This is a genomic window from Caballeronia udeis, assembly GCF_044909315.1.
Lineage (GTDB): Bacteria > Pseudomonadota > Gammaproteobacteria > Burkholderiales > Burkholderiaceae > Caballeronia > Caballeronia udeis_A.
The window spans coordinates 356,345-375,063 of the sequence record NZ_JBIYEB010000002.1; the positions used below are offsets into that span (position 1 = coordinate 356,345).

At 62.1% G+C, this 18,719-nt stretch carries 15 protein-coding genes; 9 read left to right on the top strand and 6 right to left on the bottom strand.

Annotated elements, in window-relative coordinates:
- Nucleotides 1-21: 21 nt before the first annotated feature.
- Nucleotides 22-1,371 carry an MFS transporter gene (locus ABH944_RS04330; protein ID WP_404604426.1) on the bottom strand — a complete coding sequence of 450 codons (1,350 nt, stop codon included), beginning with the start codon at nucleotides 1,369-1,371 and terminating at the stop codon, nucleotides 22-24.
- Between the two features lie 395 nt (nucleotides 1,372-1,766).
- Here ABH944_RS04330 and ABH944_RS04335 point away from each other — a divergent pair, with 395 nt between their 5' ends.
- The 9 genes from ABH944_RS04335 (at nucleotide 1,767) to surE (ending at nucleotide 13,023) form a co-directional block, all read left to right on the top strand.
- Nucleotides 1,767-2,993 carry an MFS transporter gene (locus tag ABH944_RS04335; RefSeq protein ID WP_404604425.1) on the top strand — a complete coding sequence of 409 codons (1,227 nt, stop codon included), beginning with the start codon at nucleotides 1,767-1,769 and terminating at the stop codon, nucleotides 2,991-2,993.
- Between the two features lie 258 nt (nucleotides 2,994-3,251).
- Entirely contained in the window at nucleotides 3,252-4,070 is an 819-nt protein-coding gene (locus ABH944_RS04340; RefSeq protein WP_404604424.1) for a TetR/AcrR family transcriptional regulator, read from the top strand.
- A 111-nt stretch (nucleotides 4,071-4,181) separates the two neighbouring features.
- Nucleotides 4,182-6,686 (top strand): acyl-CoA dehydrogenase, encoded by a 2,505-nt coding sequence (locus ABH944_RS04345; protein ID WP_404604423.1) that lies wholly within the window; start codon nucleotides 4,182-4,184, stop codon nucleotides 6,684-6,686.
- 36 nt (nucleotides 6,687-6,722) lie between these two features.
- The gene (locus ABH944_RS04350) at nucleotides 6,723-8,153 is read left to right on the top strand and encodes a 3-oxoacyl-ACP reductase (RefSeq protein WP_404604422.1); all 1,431 of its coding nucleotides are present in this window, start codon (nucleotides 6,723-6,725) and stop codon (nucleotides 8,151-8,153) included.
- 1 nt (nucleotide 8,154) lies between these two features.
- Nucleotides 8,155-9,057 (top strand): MaoC family dehydratase, encoded by a 903-nt coding sequence (locus ABH944_RS04355; protein WP_404604421.1) that lies wholly within the window; start codon nucleotides 8,155-8,157, stop codon nucleotides 9,055-9,057.
- Between the two features lie 133 nt (nucleotides 9,058-9,190).
- Nucleotides 9,191-10,504, top strand: coding sequence for an acetyl-CoA C-acetyltransferase (locus ABH944_RS04360; protein WP_404604420.1), 1,314 nt, complete (start codon nucleotides 9,191-9,193; stop codon nucleotides 10,502-10,504).
- 171 nt (nucleotides 10,505-10,675) lie between these two features.
- Nucleotides 10,676-11,665 (top strand): DUF1571 domain-containing protein, encoded by a 990-nt coding sequence (locus tag ABH944_RS04365; protein ID WP_404604419.1) that lies wholly within the window; start codon nucleotides 10,676-10,678, stop codon nucleotides 11,663-11,665.
- Between the two features lie 196 nt (nucleotides 11,666-11,861).
- Entirely contained in the window at nucleotides 11,862-12,101 is a 240-nt protein-coding gene (locus ABH944_RS04370; RefSeq protein ID WP_062087117.1) for a hypothetical protein, read from the top strand.
- 136 nt (nucleotides 12,102-12,237) lie between these two features.
- Nucleotides 12,238-13,023 carry a 5'/3'-nucleotidase SurE gene (gene surE / locus ABH944_RS04375; RefSeq protein WP_404604418.1) on the top strand — a complete coding sequence of 262 codons (786 nt, stop codon included), beginning with the start codon at nucleotides 12,238-12,240 and terminating at the stop codon, nucleotides 13,021-13,023.
- A 53-nt stretch (nucleotides 13,024-13,076) separates the two neighbouring features.
- On the opposite strand, the gene ABH944_RS04380 is transcribed toward surE, so the two are convergent.
- The 5 genes from ABH944_RS04380 to ABH944_RS04400 form a co-directional block, all read right to left on the bottom strand.
- Nucleotides 13,077-14,468 (bottom strand): sigma 54-interacting transcriptional regulator, encoded by a 1,392-nt coding sequence (locus tag ABH944_RS04380; RefSeq protein ID WP_404604417.1) that lies wholly within the window; start codon nucleotides 14,466-14,468, stop codon nucleotides 13,077-13,079.
- 149 nt (nucleotides 14,469-14,617) lie between these two features.
- Nucleotides 14,618-16,363 carry a TadG family pilus assembly protein gene (locus ABH944_RS04385; RefSeq protein ID WP_404604416.1) on the bottom strand — a complete coding sequence of 582 codons (1,746 nt, stop codon included), beginning with the start codon at nucleotides 16,361-16,363 and terminating at the stop codon, nucleotides 14,618-14,620.
- A 1-nt stretch (nucleotide 16,364) separates the two neighbouring features.
- Complete coding sequence (locus tag ABH944_RS04390) at nucleotides 16,365-16,754, bottom strand: DUF3613 domain-containing protein (protein WP_404604415.1); 390 nt, start codon at nucleotides 16,752-16,754, stop codon at nucleotides 16,365-16,367.
- An 11-nt stretch (nucleotides 16,755-16,765) separates the two neighbouring features.
- Nucleotides 16,766-17,650, bottom strand: coding sequence for a tetratricopeptide repeat protein (locus tag ABH944_RS04395; RefSeq protein WP_404604709.1), 885 nt, complete (start codon nucleotides 17,648-17,650; stop codon nucleotides 16,766-16,768).
- A gap of 58 nt (nucleotides 17,651-17,708) precedes the next feature.
- Nucleotides 17,709-18,719 (bottom strand): type II secretion system F family protein, encoded by a 1,011-nt coding sequence (locus tag ABH944_RS04400; protein WP_404604414.1) that lies wholly within the window; start codon nucleotides 18,717-18,719, stop codon nucleotides 17,709-17,711.

Consider the following 18,719-nt stretch of genomic DNA (forward strand, 5'->3'; position numbering starts at 1 on the left):
TTGATCGGAAATCATGTGCGTTCACACCTGATTCGCCTGCGACACCGCGGCCGCTGCGGCGGTGTCCGTGCTTGCCGGCATAGCGGCCGGCGCCGCTTGCCGCGACGCTGAAGCACGCGGAGCAAACGCAACAAAACATGCGGCAATCAACGTACTGATCGTGATGTAGAGCGCGACACCCGAAGGATCTCCCGCGCGATGCGCGAGCAGCGACGAACAGATGACAGGATTGATCCCGCCGCCGACCACCGCGCCAATAGCGCCAATGGAAACACCCGAAAACCTCACCCGAACGTCGAACATGTCGGCGAAGAAACCGCCTTGCGGTCCATACATCAGCGGATGCACGACACCTAGCGCAACCACGATCGCGAGCGTGATAAGCACGGGATCACGCGTGTTCAGCAGGCTGAAGTATGGCCACACATACACCGCGCAGACCATCAATCCAAACAGGTAGAGAGGCTTGCGGCCGATACGATCCGAGAGCGCCGCGAACAACGGCACCGTGAATACCGCCATGGCGGCGCCGGCCATGATCGCGACCAGAACCACCGGCCTTGGCAACTTGAGCTGCACCGTTACGTAAGCGACCGAGAACAACAGGACGAATACTGACCACGTGATCTCGCCGAGCCTTGCCATGAAGACGATCACGACCTCGCGACGCTTATCGCGCAACAGGTCACGCAATGGAAACCGCGCAACCGAGTCGGTCGCCTGCAACTGCTTGAACTCCCGTGTCTCGGGCAATCGGGCGCGCCCCATCAGACCGATCACCACCAGCACCGCGCTGAAGAGGAACGGCACACGCCATCCCCAGGACAAGAATTCATGCTCGGGTAATAACGATGTCAACAGAAGCGCACCGGTCGAGAGGAGCGCGCCGCCATAGCTCCCTGAATTACTCCAGCTCCCATAAAGACCACGCTTGTTTGCCGGTGCACTTTCGACCCCGAGCACGATCGCCCCGCTCTGCTCACCGCCAATAGCGAACCCTTGCAATACGCGCAGCGTGGTCAGGAGAACCGGCGCCCAGATGCCGATGGCCGCATACGTCGGCAGGCAACCGACCAGCGTGGAAGCTACGCCCATCACCAGGAGGGTCGTCAGCAGCAGCGTCTTGCGTCCTATACGGTCGCCGAAGTGCCCGCAGATCAGCGCCCCGGCGCCGCGCGCGAAGTACCCGGCCGCGTAGGTACCGAGCGCGGCAATGGTGCCCGCCAGCGGATCGAGATTCGGGAAAAATATCTTGTTGAACACCAGCGCCGAAGCCGTGCCATAGAGCAGGAAATCGTACTGTTCGATTGCGGTGCCGAGAAAAGCCGAAATGAAAACATAAAGCCAACGGGCACGAGGAGTGGCGGACATGTGGGACGCTCGGCTGATCTTGTTTGGATGCGGCCAGTATCAATTTTGTCCAGTGAGCGGACTTGTCCGTAGGTGAACCGATGTCTTGACCCCAAGTGAAGGTCGGACTGCCCTTTCCCGCAAACCCGTTTAATACAAAATTAATTCAATTAACTTTCGTTTTAATTAAGCATCGGACTTAATCGAAAGCTATTCGATTGACGCGACGCGTAGTAAACGTGAAACCATACCGGGGTTAATACCAGGTTGAGTGATCGTTGCGAGCATCCAATTAAACAGCGGCGTACACTCCAACCTGCCGACACCAGCCGAGCGCCTTATTCGGCGCGGCGTAGAGAAGGGCCTCGGTCACGTCGTCATGATTAATCAATTACGCGAATGGGGAGATTACGGTAATGAGCTGGACGCGAGAACAAAGAAACGTGACGATTGCGGCCTATTTAGGCTGGACACTCGATGCCTTCGATTTCTTTCTAATGGTTTTCGTATTGAAAGATATCGCCGCGGAATTCAATACGAAAATTCCGGCAGTCGCCCTGGGGATTACCCTTACTTTAGCGATGCGCCCTATTGGAGCGCTGATCTTCGGCCGTCTCGCCGACAAGTACGGCCGGCGTCCGACGCTGATGGTCAATATCGCCATCTATTCGTTGCTGGAAATGCTGTCCGGTTTCTCGCCGAACCTCTTTACGCTGCTCGTGTTGCGTTCGCTGTTCGGTATTGCGATGGGCGGTGAATGGGGCGTGGGTTCGGCCCTTACGATGGAAACCGTGCCGACCAAGGCGCGCGGTTTTGTATCGGGTCTCTTGCAAGCGGGTTATCCGAGCGGGTATCTGCTGGCTTCCATCGTATTCGGCGTCGCGTATCAATATGTTGGCTGGCGCGGGATGTTTTTTATCGGCGTGGCGCCTGCGCTGCTGGTGTTATATGTGCGTGCGCACGTCCCTGAGTCGCCGGCATGGAAAGCCATGGAGAAGCGGCCACGGCCCGGCTTGCTGGTGACACTGAAGAAAAACTGGCAGCTCTCCATCTATGCCATTGTCTTGATGACCGCGTTTAACTTCTTCTCACACGGCACCCAGGATCTTTATCCGACCTTCCTGCGCGAACAGCATCACTTCGATCCCCACACGGTTGCGCTCATTACCATCGTTTTGAATATCGGGGCAATCTGCGGCGGGCTGTTCTTCGGGTCCATGTCGGAGAAGATCGGCCGCCGGTGGGCAATTTTTATTGCCGCTTTAATCGCATTGCCGGTATTGCCGCTCTGGGCGTTCTCGAGTGGCCCCGTAGCCTTGGCCGCCGGAGCGTTTCTGATGCAGATCTCGGTTCAAGGGGCCTGGGGCGTGATTCCGGTACACCTGAACGAGATTTCGCCCGATGAGATTCGCGCCACGTTTCCGGGGCTCATTTATCAGTTGGGCAATCTGCTGGCTTCGGTTAATGCCACCATGCAGGCGTCTATCGCCATCAAGAATGGCAACAACTATGGGCTCGCCATGGCGCTGGTCGGCGGCACGGTCGCCGTGGTGATCGCGGCGCTTATTTTCTTTAGCCGCGAGCGGCGCGGTATTGACATGACAGAGTCTGCCCAGCACGTCGGGGCTGAAGGTTCGGTTTAAATTCAGTTAAGCATTTTTATTCGATGGGGACGCGCTCGCGTCCCCATTTTCCCACTCGCCTCATATCTGTCTCTCTCCTCTTCCCCCCGCACGATCTCTCTCTTTCTAGAGAGCGCGCTCCATGAAATGGCTTGTCGATTTCGACAAAGCTTTTTATCGTGATTAGAACGATCGTTTTAATCACGATAAAAAGCTCGAATCTGCTATTTCGCGACGATTCCAACCATGCGGACCGCCATCACGGTCCCGGAGACGCCAGTGCCCACCCGTTCCACGCTTAACCCTTCCAGTCGCGCATCATTACGCACGTCCGGCAACACCAAAACCCGCTTGCTCGACGCCGCCGAAACGCTCTTTATCGACGCCGGTTATGAAGCCATGTCAATGCGGCTCATCACCGCCCGCGCCGACGCAAACCTGGCCGCCGTGAACTATCACTTCGGCGGCAAGGACGCGCTGATCCACGCCATGCTCAGCCGTCGCCTGGACGGTCTCAACCAGGGCCGCCTGGCCCTGCTCGAACGCTTCCAGTCGTCGCTGGGTTCGCAGCTCACGTGCGAGCACATCCTCGGCGCAATGTTCATCCCGGCGCTCCAGCAATCGCGTTGCATCGAGAAGAGCGGCCCTGCGTTGTTGCGCCTCCTCGGCCGCGCCTACACCGACCCGTCGCCGTTCATCCGCAACTTCCTGCGCGGCGTCTATGCCGAGATGGCCGAGCGTTTCTTCAACGCATTTCAAACCGTCCTCCCGCATCTGCCTCGCGAAGAGCTCGGCTGGCGGCTGCACTTTTGCATCGGTTCGCTCGCGGGCATTCTCGCCGGCGCCGATACCGACAGTCGCATCGCAGATTTCGCGCAAGGGCAGCGTCTGGAAGATTCGCAATTGATCGGCCGTCTCGCGCTCGTCATGGTGGCCGCGCTCAAGGCGCCCTTGTTGCTCCCGAACAGCGTCTGCCAGTTCGCCTCCATGTTCGCCGAGCACGGACCGGTTCTGAACAGCGCAGCACCCTTGAAGACCGACCCTTCGAGCGAGAGTCCGTTCGCGCACGATGCCGCATCGCAACATGTCAATGCCTGAATTGACGACGCGCGTTCCGGGTATGTAATGTGCTGAACAATAAGCTGCCGATGCACGCCGCCTCCATGCCGTTCTGCCGCACACTATCGAACAACATCAGGAGAGGTCGTCATGACAGCCAGCTTCGTGATCGCACTGTTTATCGTGAGCGGCATTTTGCTGTACAGGCAAGCACCTGCCGCTGCCTGGCTCGCCTGGACGGTGATATGGGTGGCTATCGGCTGGTTCGCGGGGGTGACCGGGCCAGTCGTCACGGCATTGCTTGCGATCGTCTTCGTGCTGCCTGCGCTCGTGCTTGCCATCAAGCCGTTACGCCGCGCGCTGCTGACCCAATCCATCTTCGACCTGTTCCGCAAGATCCTGCCGGAGATGTCGCCGACCGAACGCGATGCGATCGAAGCCGGCACGGTCTGGTGGGATGCAGCTCTGTTCTCGGGGCGCCCGGCATGGGACACGCTGCTCGCACTCGGCGCACCAACGCTCACGGCTGAAGAGCAAGCGTTCATCAACACGGAATGCACGCAACTCTGCGATCTCGCCAATGACTGGGAAACAACGGCGATCTGGCAGGACCTGTCACCGCAAGCTTGGGAATTCATCAAGTCGAAGGGCTTTCTCGGCATGATCATTCCGAAACAGTACGGAGGCAAACAGTTCTCCGCCTACGCGCACTCGCAAGTCATCATGAAACTCGCCACGCGCTGCTCCGCCGCAGCGGTTTCGGTGATGGTGCCCAACTCGCTGGGTCCCGCCGAATTGCTGATGCACTATGGCACCGAAGCGCAGAAGAATTACTATCTGCCGCGTCTCGCCTGTGGCGACGAGATCCCCTGCTTCGCGCTGACCAGCCCCTACGCGGGATCGGACGCGGCTGCCATTCCCGACGTGGGGATCGTATGCAAGGGTTTGCATGAGGGCCGCGAAACGCTCGGCTTTCGTGTGACCTGGGACAAGCGCTACATCACGCTTGGGCCGATCGCGACCGTGCTCGGCCTCGCGTTTCGCGCACTCGATCCCGACCATCTGCTTGGCGCCGACGACGAAGCCGGCATCACCTGCGCGCTCATTCCAACCACGCATCCGGGCGTGAATATCGGCCGTCGTCACTGGCCGCTGAACGCGGTGTTCCAGAACGGCCCGAACTGGGGCAACGATGTATTCATCCCTCTCGACTGGGTGATCGGCGGACGCGACCAGGTCGGCAACGGCTGGCGCATGCTGATGGAATGCCTTGCCGCGGGACGCGCGATCTCGCTGCCGTCGTCGAACGTTGGCATGGCGAAGCTGGCCGTGCGCGGCACCGGGGCGTACTCCGCCGTGCGGCGGCAGTTCCGTACCGCTATCGGCAAGTTTGAAGGTGTGCAGGAAGCACTCGGCCGCATGGGCGGCAACCTGTATGTGATGGACGCGGCACGCCGCCTATCGGCGCAAGGTGTCGATCTCGGCGAGAAACCGTCGGTGATTTCCGCGATCGCGAAATATCACATCACCGAACGCGCGCGCAAGGTGATCAACGACGGCATGGACGTGGTCGCGGGCAAGGGCATCTGCATGGGGCCATCGAATTTCCTCGCCCGCGCTTATCAGCAGGTACCCATCTCGATCACGGTGGAAGGCGCGAACATCCTCACGCGCAGCCTGATCATCTTCGGCCAGGGCGCGATCCGCTGTCATCCCTATGTGCTGAAAGAGATGACAGCAACACGCGATGCTGACCGCGCGAAAGGCCTGCGTGACTTTGACAACGCGTTCTTCGGTCACGCGAGTTTCACGGCATCGAATGGGGTGCGCAGCCTCGTGTTCGCGTTGGGCGGCAGTGCTTTCATCGCAAGACCCAGGCGCGCCGACGCGCGTCTTGTGCCCTACTATCGCTCGGCCACGCGCATGTCCACCGCATTTGCGCTGCTGGCGGATGTATCGATGTTCGTGCTCGGCGGCGAATTGAAGCGGCGCGAACGCCTGTCCGCAAGACTCGGCGATATCCTCTCGCAGCTCTACCTGATCTCGGCTACGCTCAAGCGCTTCGAAGACGATGGCCGCCCTGAAGCCGATCTTCCGCTCGTGCGCTGGGGTGTGGAAGATGCGCTGCATCAAGCGCAAACGGCCTTCGAAGGCGTACTCTCCAATTATCCGAAGCCGCTCGCCGCAGGTTTTGTACGCGTGCTTGCGTGTCCGTTTGGCATGCCGCAGTGCGTGCCGGGGGATCGGCTGGGGAGTGCTATAGCCGAGTTGATGACAACCCCCGGGGATGCCCGCGAACGTCTGGTTGCGGACTCGTACGCGCCGCCCGTGCATATCGATCCGCTCGGTTACGGCGAGTTGATGTTCGCGCTCAGCCCGAGATACGCTGAAATCGAGCATAAGCTGCGGGATGCGGTCAAGGCCAGGCAGATCCCGCCGATGCCGCAAAGCCTGCCCGAACTCGACGCCTGGAGCGCGGCTTGCGAATCGCGCGGTTTGATCGATGCAAGCGAACGTCAGGTACTCTCCGACTATGCGCGCTACGGCGTGGAGGTCGTCAAGGTCGACGACTTCGGCGCGGACTTCGGTATGCTCGCCGCGTTGAAGCAACGTCAGCAAGCGCTGGCGAACGAGCCGGAGGAGATCCATGCGTGACCCTTCACATAAGCCCTAAACCGTTTTCAGGCAGGCATGAAAGATCGCTATCTCGACTTCGTCAATTCACCCTTCGGCGCGAGCGTCGCGCGCTCCATCGGCCTGCCACAGCCCGAAGTATTGCGGCGGCACGCGCAGGGCCGCGCGGAATTCGACGGTATAGCCGCCATTGGAGCGGGGCCGTCGCCTACGCTGTTCGAACCGCTGCTGACGCTGCTGACTTCGCTCGGCATGACCAGCGTCGCCCACGAAAGTGCGCTTGGCTGGCTGTCCGTCGCGGCTAGACATGGCGCAATGAGCGGCCGCTTCGAAGCGCGTGCGCCGGGCGCGCCGCCGAACGACCGCGTACAGGCGCTGATCTTCGATGCAACGGGTATTACCGACAGCACGCAACTGCATGCGCTTTACGGCTTCTTCCACGATGCGCTCCGGTCGGTCGCGAAGAGCGGGCGCATTGTCGTACTCGGACTGCCGCCGGAATCCTGCGCTTCGCCGCGTGCCTGGACCGCGCAACGGGCGCTGGAAGGCATGGCACGTTCGCTCGGCAAGGAAGCGCGTGGGGGCATCTCTGCGAATCTGGTGCAGGTCGAACCGGGCGGGGATTTTGAAGGGGCGCTGCGTTTTCTGCTGTCGCCGCGCTCGGCCTATGTGTCGGGCCAGGTCGTGCGTATCGACGCCACGCCTGCCAATCCACCCGCCGACTGGAACCAGCCGCTCGCGGGCAAACGCGCGCTCGTGACGGGCGCGGCGCAGGGAATTGGTGCGGCGATTGCGCAGGTACTGGCCGATCGTGGCGCGCATGTGATCGGGCTCGACGTACCCCAGGCGCAGGACGCGCTCGACCAGACCATGCTCGCGCTTGAAGATGCCTGGCCGTCGCAAGGCGCGCACACGGCGCTCGTCGCGGATATCACCGCCCCTGACGCACCCGCGACCATCGCAGCCGCGCTGCTGGCAATGGGCGGTGTCCATATCGTCGTGCACAACGCCGGCATCACGCGCGACAAGACCATCGCGAAGATGACGGAGGCCGCGTGGGACAGCGTGATCGATGTGAATCTCTCGGCGCAGGAACGGATAGACGACTTGCTGCTCGATCAGCATGTGCTGCATGACGGCGGCCGGATCATAGGGGTATCGTCGATCAGCGGCATTGCCGGCAATCCCGGCCAGACCAACTATGCGACGTCGAAGGCCGGTGTGATCGGCCGCGTGCAAAGCATGACCGGACCGCTTCGCACACGCGGCATCACGATCAACGCGGTGGCGCCGGGATTCATCGAAACGCAGATGACCGCCCGGATTCCGCTGGGACTTCGCGAAGCCGGACGCCGCATGAATTCGATGAGCCAAGGCGGCCGGCCCGTGGATGTAGCAGAGACTATTGCGTGGCTCGCCAGCCCCGCATCCGCCGGCATCACCGGCAACGTGGTGCGCGTGTGCGGACAAAGCCTGATCGGAGCGTGACATGAGCATGCCACTGCCGTCGGGCTCGCCACGCATGCGCACGGTGATCCTGGAGACCCTGCCGCCTCCGGCAAAACTCTACGGCCGCGCGCTGCGGGGCATTTTTAAACGCGCGGATGCGGTTGACCAACTGCCGCCGCTGCGGCTCGTGCGCCCGAGCGTGGCGCTCGATCCCGAACAGATCGGCCGCTATGCGCGAGTGTGCGGGTTCATCCCCGAGCAAGGCGTGCCAGTCACGTTCCCTCACGTGATGGCGTTTCCGCTGCATCTGATGCTGCTCACCGATCCCGCGTTTCCCTGGCCCGCGATGGGTCTCGTGCATGTGTCGAACAGCGTGCGCTTGCGGCGTACGCTGCACTCCGGACAGACATTGCGCATTGAAGTGGAAAACGGCGCGCTCGAGGCGCATGACAAGGGCCAGGCGTTCACGTTGCATACGCGTATCTATCGGGGTGGCGAAGCGGTATGGGATGCGGACAGTGTGTATCTGAAGCGTGGCGCCGAAGGTCGGGGCAGCGCTTCGATCGTCACCGACGCAACGCCCGCCGCGCTGATCCGTGAAGCACGCTGGCAACTTCCTGCACAACTGGGCCGCGATTATGCAAAGGTGTCCGGCGACTTCAACCCGATTCATCTGCACGCGCTGACAGCGAAAGCGTTCGGCTTTCCGCGTGCCATCGCGCATGGCATGTGGACACTTGGGCGTACGCTCGCGGCGCTGCAACCGTCGAAGCAATTGGATACCGCCAATGTACGTGGCGACTTCAAGTCGCCTATTTACCTGCCGGCCGAGACAACGCTGTGGACCGCGGCTTTATCGGCGACAGGACGCGACTTCGAAGTGCGCGATCTGGCGGGTGAGCGGCACCATCTGCGCGGCCGCTTCGAATGGGAATTGCCATGATGCAGCCCCGGTTCATGAACAAACGCCGCGATGTGCTTGCACCCCTGCACAAGAATATGCGGTGTTTGAAACCAGCCACGCCGGCTGGGACCGATCCCGAAACGCCCGCTGTATCCTTCGATGAGATTCCATCATGATTGTGAGCGCCCTTCCCGCCGTGCGTCGCGTGGCGATCGTCGGCAGCAACCGGATTCCGTTCGCGCGTTCCAACACGGCGTATTCAACAGCATCGAACCAGGACATGCTGACCTTCACGCTGCAAGGCCTGATCGATCGATACGACCTGCACGGCCTGCGTCTCGGTGAAGTCGCGGCGGGCGCGGTGATCAAGCATTCACGCGACTTCAATCTCACACGCGAAGCGGTGCTGTCCACCACCCTCGCCCGGGAAACGCCCGCTTACGACGTGAGCCAGGCGTGCGGGACGGGCCTTGAAACCGCGATCCTCATCGCGAACAAGATCGCACTCGGGCAGATTGATGCAGGCATTGCGGGTGGCGTGGATACGACTTCCGACGCGCCCATTGGCGTGAACGAACGGATGCGCAAGATCCTGCTGGAAGCGAACCGGGGCAAGTCCACGGCACAGCGCATGAGCGCACTGGCGAAGCTGCGGCCCGGCATGCTGCTCAAGCCCATGCTGCCGCGTAACAGCGAACCCCGTACCGGCCTGTCGATGGGTGAACACTGCGAGTTGATGGCCAAGCGCTGGAAGATCTCGCGCGAAGCGCAGGATGAACTTGCGCTCGACAGTCATCGCAAGCTGGCAGCGGCGTACGAGCGCGGTTTTTTCAACGACCTGATGACGCCGTACAAAGGCCTTTCACGCGACAACATATTGCGTCCGGACCTCACGGCCGGGCAACTCGCTGCGCTGAAACCCGTCTTCGATCGCGACGCCGGTACGCTCACAGCCGGTAATTCCACGCCGCTCACCGACGGCGCGTCGGCGGTGTTGCTCGCGTCCGAAGAATGGGCGGCTGCGCACAACCTGCCCGTGCTCGCTTATCTGACGCTCTCGGCAACCGCGGCAGTCGATTTCTTCGACAAGAAAGAAGGCCTCCTGATGGCGCCCGCGTACGCCGTGCCGCAATTGCTCGAACGCGCTGGACTTGCACTGGCCGACTTCGATTTCTACGAGATCCATGAGGCATTCGCGGCACAGGTGCTGTGCACGCTCGCGGCCTGGGAGGACGAGGAATACTGCCGCACGCAACTCGGGCTGGACGGCCCGTTCGGCTTGATCGCGCGCAACCGCATGAACCTCAATGGCGGTTCGCTGGCAACGGGCCACCCGTTCGCGGCGACCGGCGGACGGATCGTGGGGACGCTCGCCAAGATGCTGGCGACGCTGGCGCAGGCGACCGGCGACACGCGAACGCGCCGCGGTCTCATCTCCATCTGCGCCGCGGGTGGACAAGGGGTTGTCGCCATCCTCGAGCGCTGACGGCGGCGGGCAAGTCGATCAGGTTTTGTCGACGGTGCCTCCCCAAGATAAAGCGCGATGCCCCGGAATTTTCGGTCTCCCCGATCCGTTCTAAGACAAGGAAAGATTTCCGCCGTGAACTGCGCGACACATACGCAGCCAAAGCAGAATGAACGGACCACGGAGAACTTCATGCATCGAGCACGACAGCGCTGCCACAACCGTCAGGGGATTCGCGCAAGCGTCTGGATCTGGAGCGTGTGGACTGCGGTTGGACTCGCAGCCATCGCCGTGCCCGCCAGCGCACAGGACGCGGCCGCCTTGCCAGTGTCCTCCGCAACCTCCGCGGCCGGTCCGGCGCTCTCCGCCAGCGTAACAAGCACATCGAGCACACCGCCGACGACACCCGCGGCGCAGGTCGGCAAACTCCCGCTCGATGACCAGGTCCGCTGGCTGAGCCAAGCCGCGCTGAGCGGCATGCTCGCCAACATGAGCGACCCGGCGCTCGTGGCGCTGTTCAAATCGCTCGATCCGCTTGCGCTGCCGCGCTACCTGAAGAATGGCCCCAACGGCTATCCGTCGTATGAGTTCACCATGCTGCGGCGTGAACGTATCCATGGCAGGTGGCCGAATCAGGCCGACCACATGCTGGTGCGCCTGACGCGTGACCCGCTGCGGGTCTACGCAAAATGGCTGCCCGACGGCGCGCATGCGGGCCAGGAAATTCTCTACGACGAAACCGCACACCCCGACCAAATGTATGGCCATCTGGGCGGTTTTCTGAAGGTGATTGCGCTCTGGGCGTCACTCAACGGCGCGCTTGCGCGCTCGCAATCGCGACATTCTGTCCGCGATCTCGGCACCGAATACATCACGCAGCAGTTCCTGGCCGAAGGCAAGAAATTCGCCGACGCCGGGGTCACGCGTGCTGACGACATCGAAGTAAAAACCATTGACGGTGCGCGCGTGGTCGCCTTCACTTACGAAACCCCTTCCGGACAGCCGGATTTTTATGCCAAGAAGGAAATACTCGGCCTGGACCTGAGGCGGCCGTATTTCCGGACGGCGGAATCCTTCGACAACGACGGCAAGATCTTCGAAAGCATTGTGTTCCAGAACGTCGTGCCGAAGACCTTCGACGACGCCACGTTCAGCCCCAGGAACCCGGCTTACAATTTTTAACCTGATCAAACACAATATTTAGCCTCGCCAATCGTCTTCATAGCCAACGCACGCGTGGCATTTGTTCTGTTTTAAGTTTCGCCTAAGACTTGATCGGTACCCTGCCCCAACTTCATCAAAACCTCACGCGGCGCTGCGTGGTGCAATCGACGCTCTGCACGAAACAAAGACAAGGCATTAACGAAAGGAGTTCGTCATGAACCTCCGCAACGCATCGGCTCCCGTACGGGCCATCAAACGATTACTCAGCCATCACGAAATCGCCACGCTGCTGTTGCTGCTGCACGCGCCGATCGACGCGATGGCCGCGCCTCCCGACGTAGCCTCGCTGAGCGAATACGGCTACGTGGAAATGGTGTCGCCCACGCCGGGCGAGGCCAAGTTCCGCCTCACCGAAGACGGCAATGCGGTGCTGCGTGGACTTGGCATCAAGTAAATACGCAAGCAGACAGTCTTCGTGGACGCCGTTCACGAAGACGCCCCATCACGCCCTGTCACGGCGCCACCCCGCATCGCGATCTCTGGAATAATCGATTGATTGACGTTTTCCCTCAATCGAAAGGAGATTTGCAATGCCCTCTGCAACGTTCGCCCGACCCAGACTTGCACGCGTCCTGCTTACCAACGACGACGGTATCGACGCACCCGGCCTCGCCGTGCTCGAAGCCGTGGCTGCCGAACTCGCGGACGAAGTGTGGGTCGTCGCCCCCGAGCACGACCAGAGCGGCACCTCGCACTCCATCAGTTTGCATTCGCCGCTGCGCGTGAGCCAGCACGGCAAGCATCGCTTCGGTGTGCTCGGCACCCCGGGCGATTGCGTGGTGATGGCTGTGCGGCATTTGATGCAGGACGCGCCCCCTACGCTGGTGTTGTCGGGAATCAACCGCGGCGGCAACCTGGGCGTGGAGACCATGTTCTCCGGCACCGTCGGCGCGGCCATGACGGGCTTGCTGCTCGGCTTGCCATCCATTGCATTGAGCCAGACCTTCAGCGACCGCGACGTGCGCTGGGATACGGCGCGCGAACTCGCACCCGGCGTGATCCGCTCGCTGCTCGCCATCGCGCACGACGCACCGACTTGCCTCAACGTGAATTTCCCCGATATAGACGCCGCTTTGGCCGGTCCGCTTACCCCGACGCGCCAGGGCGTGGGGTTGGTCGAAGGTATCGACGTGCTGCCGCAAACCGATCCGCGCGGCCTGCAATATCACTGGCTGCGTTTCCAGCGCGGCCCGCGCGAGAACGCGGCCGACAGCGAGACGGCGGTGGTAGCGTCGGGCCGGGTCTCGGTCACGCCGCTGCACTTCGAGCGGACCGACGAACACACGTTCGCCGCGCTGACCGCTGCGCTGGCGTAGAAGTCAACCCAGGCGGCGAGCGCGTCGGGTGCGGCACCGCTGCCTGCAACGTCTCATTCCTCGGCGCGCGTTTCAGGTTCTTCATCGAAGATCTGGAACTTGCGCATTTTTTCCCACAGCACCTTGCGGCTGATGCCCAGGTGACTCGCGGTATCCTGCCGCCGCCAGCCGTTCGCCTCGAGAGCGGCCAGCACGCGGTTGCGTTCGTTCATGTCCCACTTGCTGCGATCAACGATCACGTCAGCACTCAGCTCCGGCGGCACCGGCTGAGAGGTGCGGGCAAGCGTAAGCAAGCGTTGCAGCCGCGCGGTATCCCACGACCCGACCTGCCGCACAGTCACGCCTATGCGCTCCGCCAGATTGCGCAGCTCACGCACGTTGCCGGGGAAATAACTATCGGCGACGGCATCGGCCAGCCAGTACGGCAATTCGGGCAAGGTCGCGAGCTTCTCCGGCCCCACCACCTGCGCGATGAACGACTTGAACAACGCTATCTTGTCCAGCGCCCCACGTTCCTCCAGCGACGGAATCTTCAACTCGATCACCGCCAGCCGATAGTAAAGATCCGCGCGGAAGTCGCCGTCCTTCACCAGTTGCGGCAGGCTCTTGTTAGTCGCGGCGACCAGCCGGAAATCCACCTTGACGGGCGTAGCCGAACCGATCCGCGTGACCGCACTGTCTTCCAGCACGCGCAATAACTTGACCTGCTGATAGAGCGGCATGTCGCCGATTTCATCGAGGAACAACGTACCGCCGTCGGCTTGTTCGAAGTAACCTTTGTGCGCGATCACAGCGCCCGTAAACGAGCCTTTCGCGTGGCCGAAGAACAGCGATTCGAACAGGCCGTCGGGGATCGCGCCGCAATTGACGGGCACGAATGGCCCTTCGGAATACCGCTTGTGCTGCTCGTGCAGCATCTGCGCAATGCGTTCCTTTCCCACGCCGGTTTCGCCATGCACGAGCACACTGGTGTCGCAATCGGCGAAGGTCTGCACCTCGCGCAGCAATGCCTGCATGCACTCCGCATTCGCGATCAGGGCGCTTGATTCCTGCACCTGCTCGCCGTGCGCGCGCAGTTGCTGCGCGAGCTTGGCCACCATCCGGCGCAACTCCGCGCCGGTGAAGTCGAGCGGCAGGATATGCGAGTAGTCGGTGGGAAAAACGCTCGTGTCACGCTCTCGCGGCGCCGCGCCCACCCAGATCACCGGCATGCCGCGATGCGCTTCCCAATCGCGCAACGCGAACGCACCCGTGTCGATCACGCTCACGCTCACAATCGCGATTGCCTGGCGCCGGGCATCCTGGCCGGCTGCAATCGACATGCCGTCGGCGCGGATCACATCGACTTCAAAACTCGACATGCAGCGCACCACCCGCTCGACGATATCCGCCTTGCCTTCCCACACGTATATATCGAGGTCGTCGATTTTTGTCGCTGGTCTCATACTCTCGAGTCTCATGGCTTGCATCTGGTGGCTTCGCAGCCCGTTGCTTGCGTTCGTTGCTTGCGTTCGTTGGTTGCGCTCATTCCTTGCGCTACGTGCACTCGTTACATTGTTAACGGCACCCGCTGGTCTCCGGTTCAATCATGCGTTCAATATTGAAGCTGCGACTGACCGCATGTCAGTGACAGGTCATGCACGGTGCTCACGCCGATCTGCGCGCCGAGGAGTTGCAGCACGGGCATAAGAACCGTGTCCAGCGCATTGAATATGGGCGTCAGGAGAGGCAGGACGAAACTCAGTAGCGCTTGGCCAACGGGCGAGCTAATGGGAAGTGATATTCCGAGTACATTCAACGTCACTCCGTTCCCTGCGGACAGCTGCGTAGCGAACCCCGAGGTGGTGTTGTACAGCACACCACCCACCTGGTTCGAGTTCGTCGCCTGGTAATCATCAGCATTGCCAACAATTCCATCAAACGTCAGCGAAGAGGAATTTGGGACGACGGCGGGAAGCGATGTGGCGATCTGAACGGTGATAAGACCGAGCACGCTGACAAGCGTTGCGGGTGCGCAACTGTAGGGCGTGGATGCGGAGAGGTTGGTGGGTGCATCGCCTATGCACACGTTCGCGAGACCGGTCCGAACACCAATCACCGAGTTGCTAGCTGCCTGTGTCGACAGGCACTGCGTGGAAGCTAGCCACGCCTGCCCGGGCGAAACGTACACATTGACCGGCAGCTTCACTATCGGGGCGCCAAGCCCCAACGGTAGTCCAGGCAGCGCGCCGAGCGTCACCTTCAGGAACGCCCGCACCTGTGCCGTCGTGGCACTCGTGCGCCACGCGCCTGCCGGCGTCTGCCCGGCCTCGCCAATGGCGAGTACCGGGGGCTGAATCACTTGCACCTGCAATGTCGCCGTCGCCACCCCGAGGTTCAGACCCGTCGACACATTGACTGCAGACTTTCCAGCCTGTGCGATGTCCGCCGCGACGAACAGCGCGTCTAGCGGGCTGATAGTTGCAGTGAGCGCAGACTGCGCGTCGGCCAGGCTAACTTGCACCAGGCCCGTTGCGCCATTCACCGCGCCTATGGGAAAGGTCTGCGAGCCTGGAATATTCGCGCTCACGACGGCCTGCAGCGCACCAACCGCCGCCGACAAATTCGCGTTCGCGACCTGAGTGGTCTGCAAGGCGGTGAGCATGAAACTGGCAAGCTGCGCGGCGGTGACGTTCATCGCAAGCAACTGGCTCACGGTGCCCACGCCCGCTGCCGCCACAAGATCCCCAATCTGGATACGCGATTGCGCCAGACCTTGGTAACCCGCCGCCGATATCTGCAGCGCGTTGATATTCGTCCCGAGCATCGAGTTCAGGAGCCCGGTAATGACGGTTGGGTCAATATTTGCCGTCGTGGTGCCAATGGTGAACGCCCCCATATTGACCGCTTGTGCCAACCCCGTCGCGCTGACTGTGCGCCCTGCTCCCAGAAAGAAATAAGGCACCTGCTCCGACACCGTCACCTGCACCGCATTACTCGGTGTAGCGTTCGCCGCGTAGTAGCTTGGACCCGCATAGAGCGTCGCGTCCCAGCGCCCGCAGGTCGTCGTAATCGAGTTGCCTGACCCCGACGCGTTGAAGCCGTTCGCGCCCGCACTTCCGAGAGCCGTGGCGGGGGCGCGCGAGCAGGCGTTGTCGACAACCTGGGCACCCGCATTCGCTGCCATGTCCGCCACGCTCTGCATGACGCGCCGTTGATAAAACACGTTACCCACATCGATAGCGGCAAGCGCCGCGACTGCTACCAGAAGCCAGAACGCTGCCAACACGCTCGCTACGCCGCGCTGCCGTTTGGGGCCACGCGGTGTCGGTCTGCCCCGCGACGTCGGCAGACGGTTCATGTCAGTTTGCAGCTCCACCACCTATCGCGCCGCCGACCGTACCCACCGATGAATCCAGATGCTCCGGAATCGGGTGATCGAAGGACTTCAGGTAACGTGCGTACGCGGCACTCGCTTCCGGCCCCAGCATCGGCTGTGCCGGCGAGGCAGCCTGGCCGCTCCGCTGTATCGCGAGAATAGAGTGCGCCGCGTCGCCAATCCGAGTCACAGGCACGTCCGCGTCCGGCTCGCCTGCCTGAACCGCCTGCGCTTGCGCTGCTTCCACCGGAGGCTGCACCTGAACCTGCGCCGCCGAGTGGGTGGCGATCGACATTGAGCCCAACGCGATCATCACCCCCGCCGTCACACGCGTCACCGTGGACCACCTCCGCATCGTCCGATATTCGTTCATGGTTGGTCCCTTCACCGTGCGACCACTTGCGCTTGACTGGCCGACATTGCGGCGGGTTGACCGTATGCCTGGGTCAGCGGCAATTGCGCGTTGAGCAACGAATCGACCGTCTGCGGCGCGCGCACCATGGGAACGCGCGCTTGCTCGGTTGTCGCCGCCGCGACCTCGGCTGCCCGTGCGTGCGTGGCCTGCGCTTCGGCCGCGGCGATACGCTGTGCGTCCGTGCGGATCGCCTGCTGCACCTCCGGAGAAAACTTCTGCTGCGTGATCAGCCCTTGCGCCGCGGCCGACTGTCCGGCTGCGAGCAGGAACAGCGCGACATTGCTCAGGATCTTCGGGTTGTCCTGTGCCAACTCCGCCGCTTTCATCAGCGGTACGCGGGCGCCCGCCACATCGCCGAGACGCAAACGCGCGTAACCCAGGTCGGACAGGGTGAGCGCATCGGTTGGCTGGAGGCGCGTGGCGGTATCCAATGATTCGGATGCCTTACTGAAATCACCTGCAGCCCCGGCCAGCAAACCGATCCCGCGATACCCCCGCGCCGCCAGCGGCGTGTTCAGCAATTTCGTGTATGCGTCGGCACTGCCCTGCGTCTGGCCAGTCTGGCGCAACGCATCGGCGCGCAGCAGGATCGTATCGGGCGTCACGCCATATTGCTTCTCGTACGCATCAATATGCGCAAGCGAAGCATAGAACAGACCCTGCGACTGCATCCGGTCGATCAGCGCGAGATACATGCCGGGCGTATCGGGCGCATCCTGTTTCTCCTGTGATTGCTGGAGCGCGGCTTCGCGCTCCGCCTGTATGCCGACGCCATAACCGCTTTCCATCTTGAAAGCACAGCCGCCCAGGCCCGCAAAGACGGTACAGGCAAGCGCCAGGACAACAGTGGGCATGCGGTGTTCAATTGCGATCGATTTCATGGCTTCACTCTCTTCAACGTCCATCGAACGTCTATCTGTGTATCGTGGATAGCGAATGGAACACCGCGATAAATCCCGGCCCGGCCGTCATGATCAATAGCGCGGGCAGCAAGGTCACCACCATCACGCCGGTCATCTTCACGGTCAATGCGCCGATCCGTTCACGCAAGGTTGCGCGGCGCGACTCGCGCAACCGGTCGCCGAACTGGCGCAGCGGTTCCTGCACTGCGCCGCCGTGCTTGTCGACCTGGACCACCAGCCGCATCACGGCATTCAGGTCATCACTTTCATAGCTCGTCGCGAGCCGGCTCAGCGACTGCTCACGTGTCCGTCCGCTCGTGAATTGCCGGTGGGCCAGCGCGAGCTCCTGCGCGAGCACCGGCAGCAAGGTCGCGAAGTCGTTGATCATCACTTGCAGACTCTGATCGAGCGACAGGCCAACGCCCTGCAGCAAACGCAACAAGTCGACGAACATGGGCAATTCGTTTGCCACCGAACGTTGACGCGCTTTCGCGCGGCGCCGCATGAACCACTTCGGCAGCATGAAGCCGAGACTGAACGCACCGACCATCCACATGGCGAGGCGCGGTTCGCCGTTGAACACACCCAGCGCGAGCAGCGGCAACAGCGCAGCAGAACCAATCCGCGCCGCGAAGAAACGTGCCCGCGCACGGGCATCGAGGAAACCGCATCGATCCAGCAACCGCCGGTCTTCGGCGGCAACAACGATCGCACCGAAGGGCGTGTCCAGCCAACTCGCCGCGGCGCGGCTGAGTGCATTGCCCAGGTGCGACAGGCGGCCGCCTTTGGCCCGCCCCCGCCCTGCCTCGCTCGCATCCTTCGCGTCTGTTGTCTGCCGCGTCTCCTTGCCCGCGCCAATCGCGCGTGCCGCCGAACTGGCCGCGCGTTGATCGAGCGCGTGGTCCAGTGTGTGCGCGCCGCGCTGCATGCGCGCGAGGCCCGTGAATGCGAGTACGCCCAACAAGGCGCAGCCGAGTGCGCCGACCAGCAAGGCGAGAGCGAACACAGTGTGAGCGGTCAT